This is a genomic window from Pseudoalteromonas sp. SR45-1 (assembly GCF_014163655.1).
GTDB lineage: Bacteria > Pseudomonadota > Gammaproteobacteria > Enterobacterales > Alteromonadaceae > Pseudoalteromonas > Pseudoalteromonas distincta.
Genome location: NZ_JACJDR010000018.1, coordinates 42,502 through 60,055 on the forward strand (window position 1 = coordinate 42,502; position 17,554 = coordinate 60,055).

The 17,554-nt window shown below is 38.0% G+C and carries 11 protein-coding genes and 1 pseudogene; 10 read left to right on the top strand and 2 right to left on the bottom strand.

Annotated features, from left to right (window positions below):
• Nucleotides 1-395: 395 nt before the first annotated feature.
• The 7 genes from H5089_RS16830 (at nt 396) to H5089_RS16860 (ending at nt 8,328) form a co-directional block, all read left to right on the top strand.
• The gene (locus H5089_RS16830) at nt 396-638 is read left to right on the top strand and encodes a type I restriction-modification enzyme R subunit C-terminal domain-containing protein (protein WP_259396085.1); all 243 of its coding nucleotides are present in this window, start codon (nt 396-398) and stop codon (nt 636-638) included.
• Nucleotides 635-2,380: a restriction endonuclease subunit S gene (locus tag H5089_RS20445; protein ID WP_220486989.1), complete on the top strand. Its 1,746-nt coding sequence runs from the start codon at nt 635-637 to the stop codon at nt 2,378-2,380. The genes H5089_RS16830 and H5089_RS20445 overlap by 4 nt, the downstream gene beginning before the upstream one ends.
• On the top strand, nt 2,377-3,993 hold the full coding sequence (locus H5089_RS16840; RefSeq protein WP_182712689.1) for a restriction system-associated AAA family ATPase: 1,617 nt from the start codon (nt 2,377-2,379) through the stop codon (nt 3,991-3,993). The genes H5089_RS20445 and H5089_RS16840 overlap by 4 nt, the downstream gene beginning before the upstream one ends.
• Nucleotides 3,987-5,045: a hypothetical protein gene (locus tag H5089_RS16845; protein ID WP_182712690.1), complete on the top strand. Its 1,059-nt coding sequence runs from the start codon at nt 3,987-3,989 to the stop codon at nt 5,043-5,045. The genes H5089_RS16840 and H5089_RS16845 overlap by 7 nt, the downstream gene beginning before the upstream one ends.
• Nucleotides 5,045-6,127 (top strand): YhcG family protein, encoded by a 1,083-nt coding sequence (locus tag H5089_RS16850; RefSeq protein ID WP_182712691.1) that lies wholly within the window; start codon nt 5,045-5,047, stop codon nt 6,125-6,127. The genes H5089_RS16845 and H5089_RS16850 overlap by 1 nt, the downstream gene beginning before the upstream one ends.
• Nucleotides 6,124-7,662 (top strand): N-6 DNA methylase, encoded by a 1,539-nt coding sequence (locus tag H5089_RS16855; RefSeq protein ID WP_182712692.1) that lies wholly within the window; start codon nt 6,124-6,126, stop codon nt 7,660-7,662. Before H5089_RS16850 ends, H5089_RS16855 begins: the two co-directional genes overlap by 4 nt.
• Before the next feature lie 69 nt (nt 7,663-7,731).
• A complete protein-coding gene (locus H5089_RS16860; protein ID WP_259396086.1) occupies nt 7,732-8,328 on the top strand; it encodes a hypothetical protein in 597 nt (198 codons plus the stop codon).
• Between the two features lie 81 nt (nt 8,329-8,409).
• On the opposite strand, the gene H5089_RS16865 is transcribed toward H5089_RS16860, so the two are convergent.
• Entirely contained in the window at nt 8,410-9,870 is a 1,461-nt protein-coding gene (locus H5089_RS16865) for an ATPase (protein WP_182712693.1), read from the bottom strand.
• Between the two features lie 216 nt (nt 9,871-10,086).
• Between H5089_RS16865 and ylqF the strand changes: the two genes are divergently transcribed.
• Complete coding sequence (gene ylqF, locus H5089_RS16870; RefSeq protein WP_024595146.1) at nt 10,087-11,040, top strand: ribosome biogenesis GTPase YlqF; 954 nt, start codon at nt 10,087-10,089, stop codon at nt 11,038-11,040.
• A gap of 553 nt (nt 11,041-11,593) precedes the next feature.
• Here the strand turns inward: ylqF and H5089_RS16875 are convergent.
• Nucleotides 11,594-14,572: a DUF3857 domain-containing transglutaminase family protein gene (locus H5089_RS16875; protein WP_182712694.1), complete on the bottom strand. Its 2,979-nt coding sequence runs from the start codon at nt 14,570-14,572 to the stop codon at nt 11,594-11,596.
• 245 nt (nt 14,573-14,817) lie between these two features.
• On the opposite strand from H5089_RS16875, the pseudogene H5089_RS16880 reads away from it, so the two are divergent.
• Both H5089_RS16880 and fusA read left to right on the top strand, forming a co-directional pair.
• Nucleotides 14,818-15,021 (top strand): annotated as a pseudogene (locus H5089_RS16880) (HTH domain-containing protein); the annotation flags it as partial.
• 206 nt (nt 15,022-15,227) lie between these two features.
• Nucleotides 15,228-17,312 carry an elongation factor G gene (fusA, locus tag H5089_RS16885; RefSeq protein WP_004334977.1) on the top strand — a complete coding sequence of 695 codons (2,085 nt, stop codon included), beginning with the start codon at nt 15,228-15,230 and terminating at the stop codon, nt 17,310-17,312.
• The last annotated feature ends 242 nt before the right edge of the window (nt 17,313-17,554 follow it).

Consider the following 17,554-nt stretch of genomic DNA (forward strand, 5'->3'; position numbering starts at 1 on the left):
ATGGTTTTAGTTTATTTATATGAGGTGAGTAAAGCCCAAACTAAACCAGTAATACTCTTTTAAGTACTGTATAAACGAAACAACATAAAACCCGGATTTCACTACCTGTGCTTCTATGTCGCACTTACTAAAAGCGATTTTTTGTGTGTTTTGCAGCATTAAGTTGAATGTTCCGTAACTTTCTCATACTCTACTTTTATTCACCGCGAGAAATAAAGCAATAAGTGGCTAAATACTAACGAGCCAAGAGCTTGTTGAGTACTTAAAGCTTAATGAAATAACAGCTTGTTGATAGGCTGGATATGTTAAACTGCCAAGCTTTAAACTCGCTGGCTTATAGCTTTCTAAGCTTAAAAATATAGAAACATAGATAGAAAAAAGGATTTTACTTCATCATGCCAGCACCAGCATTCCACTGTATTTATGGAGCCGTAAATCCAATGCTACGTTTGATAAAAGATCATATTGCTGCCATGAGTGGCATTGAGCATGATGATTATAATTTCAGCCCCTTTTCTGATCACGGCGGTTTACAAAAAGCTTGGGGTTTATTTTCCGTTAGTAACTCAAATAGCAGCGGCCAAAATAACGAATTAGATAGCCTATTAGCTGAAATGAATCAGGAATTAATTGCGTGAGTGAAATAGAACACAGTCCTTTAGGGTGGATACAGACTAAGATTGAAGAGGTCACGATACCGATAAGTACGTCGAATCCAAGTGATACCCCACACAGAGAAATTTCATATTTAGATATTGGCTCAATTAATAATGAGTTTGGGCTTATAGAGCAGCCTAAAGTACTTTTAGGTATTGATGCACCCTCACGAGCACGTCAAATTGTCATTCCTGGTGACACTATATATTCAACGGTTAGACCGTACTTGCAAGCTATTGCGATGGTGCCGAGTAACTTAGCTAATCCTATAGCCTCGACAGGATTTTGTATTTTAAGGCCAAGTAAAGGTATTAATAAGAAATATTTATTCTATTTTGTTCGTAGTGACCAATTTTTACAAGCAATCGTACCCTTACAAAGAGGAGTGAGTTATCCCGCTGTACGCTCAAAAGATGTATTAAGTAGAGATATTCCTCTCCCGCCAACTAATGAACAAAACCGGATAATAGACAAACTCGAAGAACTTTTCTCCGAACTCGATGCTGGCATTAAAGAGCTCAAAGCCGCACAAACCAAACTTAGTCAATACCGGCAATCGCTATTAAAAAGTGCGGTTGAAGGTTCATTGACTCAGCAATGGCGTGCCGAAAATAGCGACCGAGTGCAAGAAACTGGTGAGCAACTGTTAGCCCGTATTTTAAAGCAGCGCCGCGAACAGTGGCAGCAACAAAAACTTGCCGAGTTTGCCGAAAAAGGCAAAACGCCCGCTAAAAACTGGCAAGACAAATACTCCGAACCAGTACGTCCCGATACCAGCGATTTACCCAAATTGCCTGAAGGTTGGGTGTGGGCGAGTGTTGATCAATTAGCTGTAAATAAGCGTTATGGTTCATCATCAAAAACGAATGATGATAGTTCAGGTGTACCTGTATTGCGTATGGGTAATATCCAAGATGGGAAACTCGATTACAGTAATCTAAAGTATCTCCCTGTTGATCATAAAGAGTTTCCAGACTTATTACTAAATAATGGCGATTTACTATTTAATCGAACCAATAGTGCTGAGTTAGTCGGTAAATCAGCAGTGTACAGAGATATAGGCAAGCCAGTTTCCTATGCTTCTTATCTCATATCTGTAACATTCACGGAGCACTTTTTACCCGAAATAGCGGCCTACTATATAAACTCTGTTCTTGGTAAAAAATGGTTAACCGAAGTAATGAACCAAACAGCAGGTCAAGCAAATGTTAATGGCACTAAGTTAGGAGATCTAGCAATACCATTACCTCCTGTTGCAGAGCAGCTTGCTTTGATACAAGAGATCACTAACGAATTTGATTCGATTGACCGACAAATAGAAGCAACAGCACTTGGTTTAAAGCAATCTGAAGCTCAACGAAAAAACATATTAAAGTCGGCTTTTTCTGGCCAGCTCGTACCACAGGATTCTAATGATGAACCCGCTTCGGTATTGCTTGAAAAAATTAAACAAGAGCGTGAAGCCTCAGCAAAAAAGCCCAAAACTAAACAAATTAAGACAAAATCAGCCATGAAAAAAATAACAGTTGAAGAACTTGCCAAGTGGGTAGGTAATTACAAAGGCAACAGCTTTACATTTGAAGAATTACAAACAGCATTTCAAGGTGACTATGATCAGTTAAAAGGCTGTATATTTGACATGCTAAGTGCACAGAAACCATTATTTAAACAAGTATTTAATCAGAAATTGAATACCATAATGTTTATCAAGGAAGAAAAATGAAACTTATCCGATTAAACATCATTGATGCTGATACTTGTGGCGGTTTACTGAATGGCGTGATAATCAATTTTCGTAATGGTTTGGTTGAAACAAGCACTTTTTCACCATTATGTTTAATTGGTCCAAATGGCACTGGTAAGTCACAAGTTTTACAAATTATTGCGGAAATATTTCAGGCCGTTTTTCGAAAATATTTGCCAAATGAAGAACAAGGCACTCCAAATAATCAAATTCAGTTTGAGCTAGAGTACTCGTTTGTATTTGAGGGGGAAGTAAAGAAGGTCAAGCTTTATCGCCGAAAAATGGCGAGCAAAAAAATGGATATTGCCATTGAAAAATTTGTAGATGACGATTGGACTTTGGTGACTGATCTAAGTGAAGTTAAAACCCTATTACCATCAAAGGTAATAGGTTATACGTCTGGTGATAATGAAACGCTAAGCATTCCCTTTTTTGTCAGTCGCGCAGGTTATGCTAAGCAGGTCAGCCAAAATGCCTTAGATAAAGATAAATCAGCCTTGCCTATTTTAGACTCACGAATGCTGCTAATTGATTACAGTACTAATCTAGAAGTATTAATTGCGAACTTATTATTGAACCCCGAAAATGTGCGTGAACATTTAATACATGAACCGAACCTTAAAAAGCTGCGATCTTTTCGCTGTGTTGTGCAGCTAAAGTATGGCTCGTCTGTAAAGAGCAAAGTTCAACTGACAAAAGAGCTTCAACAGTATATTGAGTATTTAAAACGTTCAGCGACTAGCTTTGATTACGATGCTAAAAACCTAACCTACACTTTTGATTTTCTCGTTCAAGGTGCGACCTATCAAGCCTTTGAATACTATTGGCAGTCCGGTGCTTTAGAGCTATATTCTTGCTTCCATAAGCTCGCAATGCTTAATGACCTAGTTATCCCAAAACAAGATAGGGAAGCCTTCAAAAAAGGGGTTGAGCAACGACGGTTTGCATCCCGATTACCGGAACCTATGGAACGGCAGAAAGTCTTTCGTTTTGAGCGTGTCGAGTTTATTTCACAAAAAAGCGAAGCGCCTGTTGATTATGTATCGCTATCGGATGGAGAGCATCAATTAACCCAATTGTTAGGCACTATTTGCATGGCATCATTTCCTAACGTGTTATTTTTACTTGATGAACCAGAAAGCCACTTTAACCCAAAGTGGCGAGTAGAATTTATTTCCAAAGTCATGAATTTGCCAACAACGAGTAAAGCGCAATGTGAGAATGAGGGGCGACGTTCAGAAAAATCACGAGCTGCAATGCAAGATTGCTTAATAACAACTCACTCACCATTTGTTCCGTCAGATATGGACAGGAATAATGTTCTTATTTTTAGTAAAAACGAAAAAGGTAAAATTGAATCGAGACCGCCAAGAATCCAGACTTATGGTAGTAAGTTTGATGCTATTCTTGCGGAATGTTTTGATATTTCACCACAAATATCAGGATTACCAAGAGATCAGATTAAAGAGTTAATGACTGAAGGCACGAAAAAGCAAATTGAAGATGCCATAGCCAACTTAGGTGAATCAACGGAGCGAATGAAGTTAGCAGCAAAATTAGCATACATTTCAAGCGAGGATAATGAATGCTAGTTAACTATCCCATTAGCGCTGCACAAGATAATAATTGGGTGCATGAATGTATATACGAAACAATTTCCTTTATTTTTAAAAGTTTAAATCAGGCGGCTGCAATGCCTGAATGGCCTGGTATTTTACCGCAAAGACATCGGGAGAGATTAAAATCTCGCACCACAGTAAAAGCTCTTTTAGAAAGAGTAGAAAATATATCAGCACAATTAACAGCTGAACAACGCGAGAAGACACTATTATTAATTAATAATCAGAATGATATAGCAGGGCTTTTGGTTGGAACAACCGCCCCATTAGTGATTGAGCCTGAAATTAAACCACTTACTGATTGCCTGAAATTAGTTTTCCTTGAAGGTTTTAGATTACTAACAGAAACAGGTTCTAGAGATGCCCATTACAAGGCTATTTACGATTCGTTAACTGTAAAAACTTGTCCATTTTGTGGTTATGAAACTTTTGAAGCCCCAGGGCAAAAAAGAGAAGATGAAGATCATTATTTGCTGAAGGATAAATACATAACTTCAGCAGCTAATTTATTCAACCTAGTCCCTATGGGTGGCAAATGCAATAAGAGCTATAAACTCCAACAGGATTTGCTTTTCAAAGATAACATAAGAAGAAAAGCACTAAACCCTTATGGAACAATTAAAGCGGAAATTAGCTTAATTAATACAACACCAATTACACTGCTAGATGAAAAACCGGACTGGAATATTTCTATTTCTCCAGATATTGAAGAAACAAGAACGTGGAATGAAGTCTTCTCAATTGAAGAGCGTCTCAAAGAGACTGTACTTTCTCCGAACTTTGAAGCTGTATTGAGCGATATCGGTGATTTTTTACGGCACCTAGATTTAGAACGCAAGAGTTCTAATGATCAAGTGTTAGCCGGACTAGTGAAATTTGAATATTATAAAAAAAGAAATCCTGAGCAAGGGCTTGGTTACCTTAAAGATAAGGTGGCTGGGATGTTACGATTTCATTTTGAATCTGGTAATCCGCTAGTTGTTGCTTTAGTCAGAAATACTCTACCACAAATAGAGGCTGCTTAATGTCAAAACTCACTGTTGAACCTGAACTGCTTTCAGATATCCAAACCTTAATTACCCAAGCTAAACAGCAAGCTGCGGTAGCGGTTAATGCTTCATTAACCATGCTGTATTGGCAAATAGGTCAACGTATTCAACAAGCGGTATTAAAGGGTGAACGCGCAGAGTATGGTAAGCAGGTTATTGCTAACTTATCGACCCAACTTAGTAATGAATTAGGCAAAGGCTGGGGCAAGCGTAATTTGCAATATATGGTGCAATTTTACGAAACATTCCCTGACCAACAGATTGTGCACGCACTGCGTGCAAAATTGAGCTGGACGCATTTTAAACAAATAATTCATTTAAAAGACCCTCTACAACGTGAATTTTACGCACAAATGTGTGCGGTAGAAGGTTGGAGCGCGCGCACCTTAGATGATCGTATTAATAGTATGTTATTTGAACGCACGGCGTTGTCTAAAAAGCCAGAAGAACTAATAAAAATCGAGCTAAAAAAATTAGCTGCGCAACAATCTGTTTCTGAGGCGTTGCTGCTTAAAGACCCATACGTGTTAGATTTTTTAGGATTGAATGACCATTACCTCGAAAAAGATTTAGAAGATGCTATTTTGCGCGAGCTTGAACAGTTTTTGCTTGAGCTTGGGGCTGGTTTTTCGTTTATTGCTCGGCAAAAGCGCATACAACTTGATGGTGATGATTTTTACATCGATTTATTGTTTTATAATCGCCAACTCAAACGCTTAGTGGCTATTGATTTAAAGCTAGGGAAGTTTAAACCCCACTACAAAGGCCAAATGGAGCTCTACCTACGCTGGCTAGATAAATATGAACGCCAAGCGGGTGAGCAAGCACCGCTTGGTATTATTTTGTGTGCGCAAAAAAACCAAGAGCAAATCGAATTACTGGAAATGGATGACGCGGGTATTCATGTGGCAGAGTACTTGGCAGTGTTACCTAAACGGGAAATATTGCATCAACGCTTACAAGATGCGATTAATTCTGCTAAAAGTCGGTATAATCCCCCCCTTTTAGACAGCAGTGATCCTGATCGCAGTCAATCAGGCTTGGATAGTAAAAAATGAATGCACCTGCATTAGTACAAAAAGTTTGGAATTATTGTCATACCTTACGAGATGATGGTGTTGGCTACGGTGACTATTTAGAACAGTTAACCTACCTACTGTTTTTAAAGATGGCACATGAGTATGCGTTGCCGCCTCATTCACGCGATACTAAAGTACCCGTTGAATTTAATTGGGAAACTTTACAAGGCTTAACAGGTGAAAAGCTAGAACAGCAATACCGTAAAGTTTTAAAGAATCTTGCCAATGAAGAAGGCATGATTGGCGCTATTTTTTATAAATCAGAAAATAAAATCCCCGATCCTGCAAAGCTAGCACGTATTGTTAAGATGATTAATGGCGAGAATTGGATCAGCTTAGATTCAGATGCAAAAGGTGACTTATATGAAGGTTTATTGCAAAAGAATGCTGAAGATACTAAAAGCGGTGCAGGCCAATATTTTACGCCTCGAGCATTAATAGATGCGATGCTGGCTTGTGTTCAACCAGAGCCGAAAAAAACCATTGCAGATCCTGCATGCGGTACAGGTGGCTTTTTCTTAACCGCAAGTGATTGGCTCACATTCGGTGATGAACAATGGATAGAAAAAGGCATGAGCCATTGGAATCCATCAAAGCATGATGAGAGCACCATAGCAAAATCAAAATTGAATAAAGAGCAAGTTCAATTTTTACGTGATAAAACTTTCAGTGGCAATGAAATCGTACCCTCTACTCGTCGCATGTGTTTAATGAACTTATTCTTACACAACATCGGCAGCATAGATGGTGAGCCTGACGTTGAACGCGCTGATGCTTTACTTACACAGATAAAAGACGAAGATAAAGTAGATTACGTGTTAGCTAATCCACCATTTGGTAAGAAAAGCAGCATGACTATTACTAATGCTGAAGGTGGTGAAGATAAAGATGCGTTAACCTATGTGCGACAAGATTTTTGGGCGACCACAACCAATAAACAGTTAAACTTTTTACAGCATATTGTTTCAAGCTTGAAGGATACGGGTAAAGCCGCGGTAGTTTTACCTGACAACGTGTTATTTGAAGGTGGTGCGGGAGAGCGTATTCGCCGTAAGTGGTTAAACAATTGTGATGTGCATACTATTTTAAGGCTACCAACAGGTATATTTTATGCCAATGGTGTTAAAGCTAATGTTGTGTTTTTTGACAATGCTGCCCGTGATGAAAAAGTTCATACCAAAGGTATTTGGTTTTATGATTTAAGAACCAATAAACACTTCACGCTAAAACAGCGGCCGATGACACTGAATGATTTAAAAGATTTCATTACTTGTTATAACCCAGAAAACCGCCATGATCGCGAAGAAACTGAACGATTTAAATATTACAGTTATGACGAGTTGATTAACCGTGATAAAGCGAGTCTTGACGTATTTTGGCTTAAAGATGATAGTTTAGATAATCTTGATAATTTGCCTCCACCAGACGTCTTACAGCAAGAGATAATAGATCACTTAGAAGCTGCATTAGTTGCTTTTAAGGATGTAGCTGCAGGGCTGCCTTCAAGTACTTAAAGCTAAACGTATAGAGCTTGGATTAGTTAATCAAAATGTAATGAAATTAATGAGCAGTGCACAAAGGCGATGCCTAATAAAACTAAAAGACCCGATATGACGCTGGGTAGAGCCGCCGTTTTAGGTTTGATGGAGCGTTATACCTCTACAGGGTTTGGCTATCGCTTATCGCTACTAGAAGTGCAAAAGCTGGTTTATTTTTTAACTGCTGCCGGTGAGCCTTTAAACAAAGTGGTATTTCAAAAGCATCATTATGGCCCTTACGCTGATGTGCTACGCCATGTACTAGATAAAATGGAAGGCCACTTTATTACTGGTTATGCAGACGGTATAAATAAGCCTGATACGCCTATAGAGCTTAAAGATGATGCGGCTATCGAAGCGCTTAATTATTTGCAAGCATGCCCTGAAACAAAGCAACGATTTGATAAAGTAGCTAGGCTAATAGAAGGCTTTGAGTCGCAAAACGGTATGGAGTTACTATCAACGGTACACTGGGTTGCTACTAATGAGCTAGAAGGCAATAACATTACTGGTGAAGAGCTTATAAATACAGTACATAGCTGGAATGCTAGAAAATCGCAAATGAAGCCCGCCCATATTCTTGCTGCTTGGAACAAGCTAAAACAAGAAGACTGGTTAAATTTAAAAGCACAAACAGCTTAAAACTATTTTAAAGGGAAGCATAGCTTCCCTTTTATGCCGTGCTTTTGATAGGGCTTTAAATATCAGATTAACTTACTTAGGTTACCCTTCAAAAAACTGATTGTTTTGTGGCTCTTTGTAGAAATACTTTAATTCTAAGTTTATATTCTTTTTGATTTCGCTGAACCATGTTAAATCTTCTGTGAGTGGGACATTCCCACCAATAATCCATATTTCACTACAAGCTTCAGTGCCTGGATATAAAGCATATCGAAGTAATTGACCAATAGCGGCTTCAATATCCTCTTTAGCATTTGATTTAAATTTTAGCTCAGCAACAATGTTTGCGTTCGTTTCTGTGTTCTTTAGAACTACATCACGAATGTGGGCACGGCCTAAGTCTTCGCTTTGCTTTGCAATCGTATTGTGACGATATTCTGAGTTATGCAACCACTGAATAAACTGCTCCTCTAATTCAGCTTCTCGATATTGAACCTCTATAGATTCAACTTGCTTTCTTATAGCTGTTTTTAGGGTTAAATCGTCTTCTTCTAATGCTAGATCGTTTAAGTGTTTTTCTTCGTAAATTACCCAAAGTATTATATTAATAAGTAACTCATCATATTCATGCTCTGAGTTATTGCGTATAAATTCTTTTAACCGAATATTAGCGTCGAACCAGTTAGAATATTTATATTTAAACCCCCATTTTTGGGTGAAATATGAGCATATGTACTCAAATGCATCTTTGGTAACGGTTGTGGAAAAATGTTGGGGAGCAGCGGCTGCAAAAACACGATTGAGTAGTGCTATATGTAAGTATTTTACTTTGCCATCGTCTTTCAGCTTTTGTAACTCCTCCTTACATTCTTGGTAAGTGACTAAAGATTGGCTATTAACTATTTTTTTAGTAATACTTTTTAAAGTACTTTTAGATAATTCAAATTCCTCTTTAGATAATGATCCCTGCTTTAAGCTTGAGATGTCGTTGTCTCGGCTATACCAAAGATCCCATAATAGCTGATCGCTTATATCAGTTTCATTTTTAGCATTTGATACAGCGCTAACAATTTTTTGATAGCCTATGTACCAATCATGACGCTCAAGTTTATATGAAGAAATCATTGCACTGAAAAAACTGTCAAGGTGTAGTGCTTCTGTATTGGCGTAATCTGTAGGGATATTCGGTGTGCGAGTGATATTAAATTTAGCTATGAAATTATTTAAATGCTCTAGCTCATTACGTCCTGAAAGTGTTTGCTCTGTAAGTTTACCCTTATCAGGCGCCAAGACCAAAGAGTTTACATTGAACTTAAACTTATACTCAATACCAGTATTGGTGAATCTAAAAACAATATAACTTCCAATAGCGCGACCAGCATCACGTTCTCTTCTGCCTACACATATTTCCCATTTATTGACGGGGTCGCGAAAATATATATCTAAACTTTTTTGATTATAAAGTTCTAACAACTTAAAAAAAGCAGGAGATACATCATCAGTCCAATTTACGGAATATTTTTTGTAGCTAGGGTGATCTTTTATAGAGGCTATGAGCGTCATATTAAGTTCCTTCTATTATGATTAAAAGTAATTACATAACTTATAGCACATAAGTTACGTTGGTTTTATTACTCTTTTTATTTTTAGAAGCACTATACCTCTCTTCTGTAGTAAACTTACTTATTATTACGAAAAGTACAAAAGCATAGTCTTACTTTTAGTACCCACATTAGTACCAATAGGCTGCGGCCTTTAATTAAAGGTCATATAAATCAAATGAGTAGAGCAGGAATACAGTGGTTCCCTGGGCACATGAATAAAGCCCGCAATGAAATTAAAGAAATAATGCCACAAATGGATGTGATCATTGAAGTGCTTGATGCGCGCATTCCCTACAGTAGTGAAAACCCGATGGTGGCAACCTTGCGTGAAGGTAAGCCGGTCATCAAAATTTTGAACAAAGCTGATTTAGCTGATCCTAAAATGACTCAAATCTGGAAAGATTATTTTGAGCAAGAAAACGGTGTTAAAGCGATTTCTTTTGGGCATGATAAAGCAGCTGAAGTACACCGTATTAATGAGCTTTGTAAAAAGCTAGTGCCGCATAAAGTGGGAGCAGATAAGCAAATTAAAGCCATGATCATGGGTATTCCTAACGTGGGTAAATCTACGTTAATTAATGTATTGGCTGGGCGTATAGTTGCAAAAACAGGTAATGAGCCTGCTGTTACTAAAGCGCAACAACGCATTAAGCTTGAAGACGGTATTATGCTTTACGATACGCCAGGTATGTTGTGGCCAAAAGTAGAAAACGAAAACTCAGGTTATCGCTTAGGCGCCACCGGTGCCATTCGTGATACAGCACTTGAGTATGAAGAAGTAGCAAGTTACACAGCTGAGTACCTATTGCGTGCATACCCTGAGTTATTAAAAGCGCGTTATAAAATAGATGAATTACCACAAAGTGATTGGGAATTTGTTGAAATGGCGGGTAAAAAACGTGGCTGTATTCGTGGTGGCAATCAAATAGACACATATAAAATGTCTGAAATACTAATCAACGAATTACGCGACGGTATCATTGGCCGTATTACTATGGAAACTCCGCAAATGCGTGAGGAAGAAGAAGTAATGGTTGCTGGTTTACGCGCTGCAGCAGAAGCTAAAAAGGCAGCTAAAGAAGAAGAGAAAAAACAACGCCGAGCACGCGCACGTAAAAACCGTCGTTAATTGATTTAGTTTAATTTAACCAACTAAATTACAGACATAAAAAAAGCCCGTAAGGGCTTTTTTAGTTTCATATCTACCGTCACCGATATGAGCAATGTAGCAAGTAAAATAGTAGGGCGGTTACTCATCATCAACATCAAGGGGCGTTGCGGTTCATAACAAGTAACCATAGCTGTTTACGTGCGCCACACGTTGTTTCAGGGTCGAGAAACAAATCAATTCATTCCTTAACAAGTGGTATGCAATCCGTCTTGTTGATATTGATTATCAGTTAGATCTAACTATCTGTCAACACCTAAATGCAAATAATTCTTATTATTGATGAGTTTGTTTTTTATTCATATATAAATCGACTAGTTAGCACTGACATTTAATAAAAATACTTACCTTGGTTGAACAATTAAGAATAAAAAATAGATGCTTAATACTTATTAAATAATTTGATATGGATTTTTATTATAAAAGCATTGCTTGTAAAACCTTAGCCCCTAAAGATCAACAGCCTTTAATTTATGGCTAAAAATATTCGTACTTAACTGGATATTTTAAGCCACTAACGCACTTTATTTGCTGTTATACGTAAATTAATCTGCTCCACTAGTACTTTATCCTGCTTGTTTAGACGCCCTACAATGAGCAAGAAATCACTACCGTCAGTTTTTATTACTTTAATACTTGTGTTATCAAGTTTGGTTTTACCGTATGTGGTTTCTATTTTTTCTATGTCTTTAAAGTGACTAAGATCTGATTCAAGCTTACCGTCATCGTTTTTGTAGTAACTAAAAATATAGTTCTCGGTTATTCCGTTACCGTCTTCTCGGTAATCAAATACTGCATCGCTATAAAAATAAAGTATTTCTTCGTTTTCAGGTGTTAGGCGATTACGTTTTAAAAAGTGTACTTGGTAAGGCCATAAACTATCGCCTTTTATAATTGCAGCATTGGGTAAAATATTTACTTCTTGAAGTACGCCTAAAAATAATAGAGGTGCAAACGCAAGCGAGATTAAATACTGCCTAATTCGCCAGTGCGAGTTGTAATGTAGGGCTTCTTTACTTGTATCGGTTTGTTCAATGTAACTAACTAGAGGCAACCATAAAAATGGCATTATACAAATCACTATGGTTGCGTATTCGTCCATACGATAAGCAAAGGCGCTGGCAAGTACCATTAGCCAGAGTGTTAAGGCAGTCCAGTTAGGCATTACTCTATTTTTGTTTAACTGTTGTTGGCTGTGCTGTGCAAGTGCGCGATACAAAGGGTAATACCATAAAAATGCAAATATACCTCGAGCAATAGGCATAATACTTGAGTTATCGCGTTCTTTAATGGCCTTAAAGTTACGATAACTCCAGTAGTTAACAAATATGCCTAAACTTAAAATACTGTAAATTATAAACTTACTTACAGATACAGCATAAAATGGACTATCTTCAAATTTAACTTTTTTTGCTGACTCTAATCGCCAATCGGCAAAAAAGAATATGAGTACTAAAATATAGCCAGCCAACACATATTTAAGCCAGCTATAACCAAGGCTGTCTAGCACATCAGCTGTTGTTTGAGGCGTTTCACTCGCCTTTGCATATTTTAGAATAGAGTAATGGGTTGCTGATATTAACTTTTTACGCTGTGCTAAATAATCATCTATTTGATCCGCTTTAATATGATCTTGTTTTGCGTAATAGTTATAGCTCAGTGTTAAAACGTTATCATTAAATTCAGTAGTTGTTTTTAGATTGAAGTAGTCGTTGTCAATTTCTTGTTGATCGCTATCAAATCCCCAATCTTTTTCTGCAAAATGTAGTTTTATTGTGGTGTTAATTATATTGGGGTAGTCAAAGTAAAGTGGGTCGGTACGATTTACCTGCTTTGGTTCGTAAACGCTATTTTGTATTTCACTCGCATAAAAACTAGCTTCGTAGCCTTCGTCTGTTTTTTCCCAAAATTCACTAATTAAATACGATTCTTTGGTTATTAGTTTGCCCGTTTTTTCTTGCTCACTAATTGCCATTGCTTCATTGATTGATAGACCATTTAAAAAGCCTTGGTAATACTCGAAATAAGATTTAGCAACGCTATTTAGACCACTGCTGGCTATATTGCTTCTTCGGTTAATTGCTTCAAATTCAGCATAAGTGTACTGGGTTTCAAAACGTGATGGCTCAGATACTTTTTCAGCAATAAAAAAGTTATCCTCTACAGATACATTTGTATGTACAGGTTTTTGCGCCATTGAAGTTAAAGCGCTTTCACCTTTATCAATAATTAGGGCATAGCCATAATCAGGCTGTGCTAAATATTCGAGAGTACCTCGCTGGTAGCTAACCGTAGGGTCGAGCCAGTAGCGTTTTCCGTTTTGTTTAAGCGTAACAATAACGTGATTAAATACACTTGCAGAAGGTGGAAGTTCTTTTAAACGTTTGGTTTCCTCTGTATCAACTAGCGCAGGGAAGGCTTCTATATCCATCGCTTTTAATAACGAGATAAGCAGTACTGTTTTATCTTTACAATCGCCGTATCGTAGCGAAAGCGTTTCTGAAGCTGACGTTGGTTGATGCGAGTTAGTGCCCATTTCAAGCCCTAAATATCGAACTTCGTCTTGGCTAAAGCGCAGTGCTGCGGCAATTTTGTCTGATGTTTTTGTGTGTTTTGCTTTTATTTCTTCAGCTACATCCAAAATGCTGTTTGGGGTTTCTATGGCTGATTGATAAAGCGGATATGCCCAGTTAACTACCTGACCCCAATCGTCAAACTCAGAAAAGTAAACTTGTGTATATGGGTCGTACCACGTTGGGGTTTGAGAATTCTGCTCCAGTAAAGGTTCTTCAAAAAGAGTTATAGAATAATCTTTGCCATATTTATTAAGCGTTTCTTGAATATCAGCTGCGCCGTTTATTGTATTTATATGTAGAGGTGTTTGTTTACCCCAAAGTACACGCATATTTTGTTGCACTACGGGTACCGACCAGTTCAGCGTGCGTCTTGTACTAAACTTATTAGCATATATAGGGTTGCTGCCTGTCACTGTGTAGCTGTAATCGAGTATGTCGCCACTGCGCATATCATCAATAATAATATTGAGTGATAAGCTACCATTATAAATACGCTCAGCTAACTCAGATTCACTCTGTATAACCGTCATTCTCGCGCTATCAAGCTTATCAATGTGCTCATTATTTCTGATAATCGTTAAGCTATTTAGTGTTAACGACTCGTAACTTGGATCAAAATCAAGACTAAGCTGGCTTATATAATCAACACCACTTTGATTCAATGCCTGCATAACCAAACGGGTATAACGTTGCTGTTTTTGCCTGCTCGGTATATAGGATTGGTTATCGAGTAACAAATAAAGTGTGCCGTCACGTACTTTGGTTATATCGGAATCCTTGGGTTGCTCAATTATATGTGTATTAACCCAATTAGCTGGTTTATCTATTTTATATTGCTGTGCAAAAATATTATGAGAGAAGATTAATAAGGTAAGTGCAATTAGCCAAGCACTGAGTCGAAGGAAGTTCCATTTCATTGTGGGGTCTTATAGTTGTTTTTATAAATACTATTGAAGGAATAATGTACCAAATTTAGGCTTTTTTGACAATGAGATGTTAATAGAATCCATCGACATATTTATATCTATAATTATGATAATGAATAAATTCAGCTCAATTTAGCTTATTATTTATAGGCATGGGTTATAAATACAATGAAAGCATAAAGGTATTTAATTATCTCTAAAAATGGCTTTGCTGTTTGTCTTATTGCTCGGCACACATTTTACTTTGCAAAATACACTATGCTTATATAAAGCACGCAACCACTGTATTTACTGCTCAGCAAATGGGCGATTTGGTCGGTGTTAGTCGCTCTACAGCACGCCGTTACTTAGAGTATTTGCTTGAATCTGGTAAGTTAACAGCGGATCAAAGTTATGGCAGTATTGGCCGTCCTGAACGTTGCTATAAAATAGCGAAGTAACTTGGTGTATCTGAAACTTAAGTATTAAACGTCATTAATTTCAATGCCTTGCGTTTTTTTTGTTATGTTTGATATTTAATAGATTCTGACGATAAAAAAAATATGTTGAATTGATTGCATTTTAAGCGGCTTGTATGGTGATGTTCGCATTAAGTGATGTTATACTCCTGCCGAATAATTTATCGACTTTATTAAGAGTAAAATTAATGGCAGATTTATCGAAGTACAGAAACATTGGTATTTTCGCGCACGTTGATGCGGGTAAAACCACGACTACTGAGCGTATCCTAAAGCTTACTGGTCAAATCCATAAAACAGGTGAGGTTCATGATGGTGAATCTACTACTGACTTCATGGAACAAGAAGCTGAGCGCGGTATTACTATCCAGTCTGCGGCTGTAAGCTGTTTCTGGAAAGATCACCGTTTTAACGTTATCGATACTCCTGGACACGTTGACTTCACAGTTGAAGTATACCGTTCACTTAAAGTATTAGATGGCGGTGTTGGTGTATTCTGTGGTTCTGGTGGTGTTGAACCACAATCAGAAACTAACTGGCGCTATGCTAACGAATCAGAAGTTGCACGTATTATCTTTGTAAATAAATTAGACCGTATGGGTGCTGATTTTTATCGTGTAACTGAGCAAGTACGTAAAGTACTTGGCGCAACTCCACTAATCATGACTTTACCAATCGGTATCGAAGATGAGTTTGTTGGTGTTGTAGATGTTTTAACTAAAAAAGCGTACGTATGGGATGACACTGGTCTTCCAGAAAACTACGAAATCACTGACGTTCCTGCAGACATGGTAGAAAAAACTGATGAATACCATGAAATGCTTATCGAAACTGCTGTAGAGCAAGACGATGACCTTATGGAAGCGTACATGGAAGGTGAAGTACCTTCTATCGAAGATATCAAGCGTTGTATCCGTAAAGGTACTCGTGACCTTGCTTTCTTCCCTACGTTCTGTGGTTCTGCTTTCAAAAACAAAGGCATGCAACTAATCCTTGATGCTGTTGTTGACTACTTACCTGCTCCAACAGAAGTTGATCCTCAACCTCTTATGGATGAAGAAGGTAACGAAAATGGCGAATTCGCAATCGTATCTGCTGACGAACCTTTCAAGGCGCTAGCATTTAAGATAATGGATGACCGTTTTGGTGCATTAACTTTCGTACGTATCTACTCAGGTAAGCTTAATAAGGGTGACACTATCCTTAATGCGTTTACTGGTAAAACTGAGCGTGTTGGCCGTATGGTTGAGATGCAAGCAGATGACCGTAACGAATTAACTAGCGCACAAGCTGGTGACATCATTGCTATCGTAGGCATGAAAAATGTGCAAACTGGTCACACTCTATGTGATCCTAAGCACCCAGTAACACTTGAGCCAATGGTATTCCCAACTCCAGTAATCTCGATTGCTGTACAGCCTAAAGATAAAGGCGGTAATGAGAAAATGGGTGTTGCTATCGGTAAAATGGTTGCAGAAGATCCATCTTTCCAAGTTGAGACTGATGAAGATTCAGGCGAAACTATCCTTAAAGGTATGGGTGAGCTTCACTTAGATATCAAAGTTGATATCCTTAAGCGTACTTACGGTGTAGACCTTATCGTTGGTCAACCACAGGTTGCTTACCGTGAAACTATCACTCGTGAAATCGAAGATAGCTACACGCATAAGAAACAATCTGGTGGTTCTGGTCAGTTCGGTAAAATCGACTACCGCATCAAGCCAGGCGAAGTTGCTTCAGGCTTCACGTTTAAATCATCAGTTGTTGGTGGTAACGTACCTAAAGAATTCTGGCCTGCAGTTGAGAAAGGCTTTAAGTCAATGATGGGCGAAGGTGTTCTAGCTGGCTTCCCAGTATTAGACGTTGAAGTTGAACTTTTTGACGGTGGTTTCCATGCCGTGGATTCATCAGCAATCGCGTTCGAAATCGCTGCTAAAGGTGCTTTCCGCCAATCGATCCCTAAAGCGGGCGCACAACTTCTTGAGCCAATCATGAAAGTTGACGTGTTCACTCCAGAAGATCACGTTGGTGATGTAATCGGTGACCTTAACCGTCGTCGTGGTATGCTAAGCGACCAAGAAGCTGGTTTAACTGGCGTTCGCATTAAAGCTGACGTTCCGTTATCAGAAATGTTCGGTTACATTGGTTCACTACGTACAATGACATCTGGTCGTGGTCAGTTCTCTATGGAGTTCTCACACTACGCACCATGTCCACAAAACGTAGCTGACACAGTAATCGCTGCAGAAAAAGAGAAAAAAGCTGCTAAGTAATTAGCTCTTTAACTCTTTAAAAAACCCGCACATGTTGCGGGTTTTTTATTACCTATAATTTGGTTTTATTTTTTATAGTTTTTTATAACTGCTTTTTATTATTAATTAGTCCTATATTTTTAATTAATAAAAAGGTACTAGAGAAATTTATTTATATTGTTACAAAGCAGGGATTTGTTATACACGTCTATGCACAGAGCGTTATATCAATAGTGAGTAAATCACTTTTGTATCATTTAGCT

Coding starts and splice junctions, on each gene's coding strand:
- H5089_RS16830 (WP_259396085.1), top strand. CDS start 396: ATGCCAGCACCAGCATTCCACTGTATTTATGGAGCCGTAAATCCAATG.
- H5089_RS16840 (WP_182712689.1), top strand. CDS start 2,377: ATGAAACTTATCCGATTAAACATCATTGATGCTGATACTTGTGGCGGT.
- H5089_RS16845 (WP_182712690.1), top strand. CDS start 3,987: ATGCTAGTTAACTATCCCATTAGCGCTGCACAAGATAATAATTGGGTG.
- H5089_RS16850 (WP_182712691.1), top strand. CDS start 5,045: ATGTCAAAACTCACTGTTGAACCTGAACTGCTTTCAGATATCCAAACC.
- H5089_RS16855 (WP_182712692.1), top strand. CDS start 6,124: ATGAATGCACCTGCATTAGTACAAAAAGTTTGGAATTATTGTCATACC.
- H5089_RS16860 (WP_259396086.1), top strand. CDS start 7,732: ATGCCTAATAAAACTAAAAGACCCGATATGACGCTGGGTAGAGCCGCC.
- H5089_RS16865 (WP_182712693.1), bottom strand. CDS start 9,870: ATGACGCTCATAGCCTCTATAAAAGATCACCCTAGCTACAAAAAATAT.
- ylqF (WP_024595146.1), top strand. CDS start 10,087: ATGAGTAGAGCAGGAATACAGTGGTTCCCTGGGCACATGAATAAAGCC.
- H5089_RS16875 (WP_182712694.1), bottom strand. CDS start 14,572: ATGAAATGGAACTTCCTTCGACTCAGTGCTTGGCTAATTGCACTTACC.
- fusA (WP_004334977.1), top strand. CDS start 15,228: ATGGCAGATTTATCGAAGTACAGAAACATTGGTATTTTCGCGCACGTT.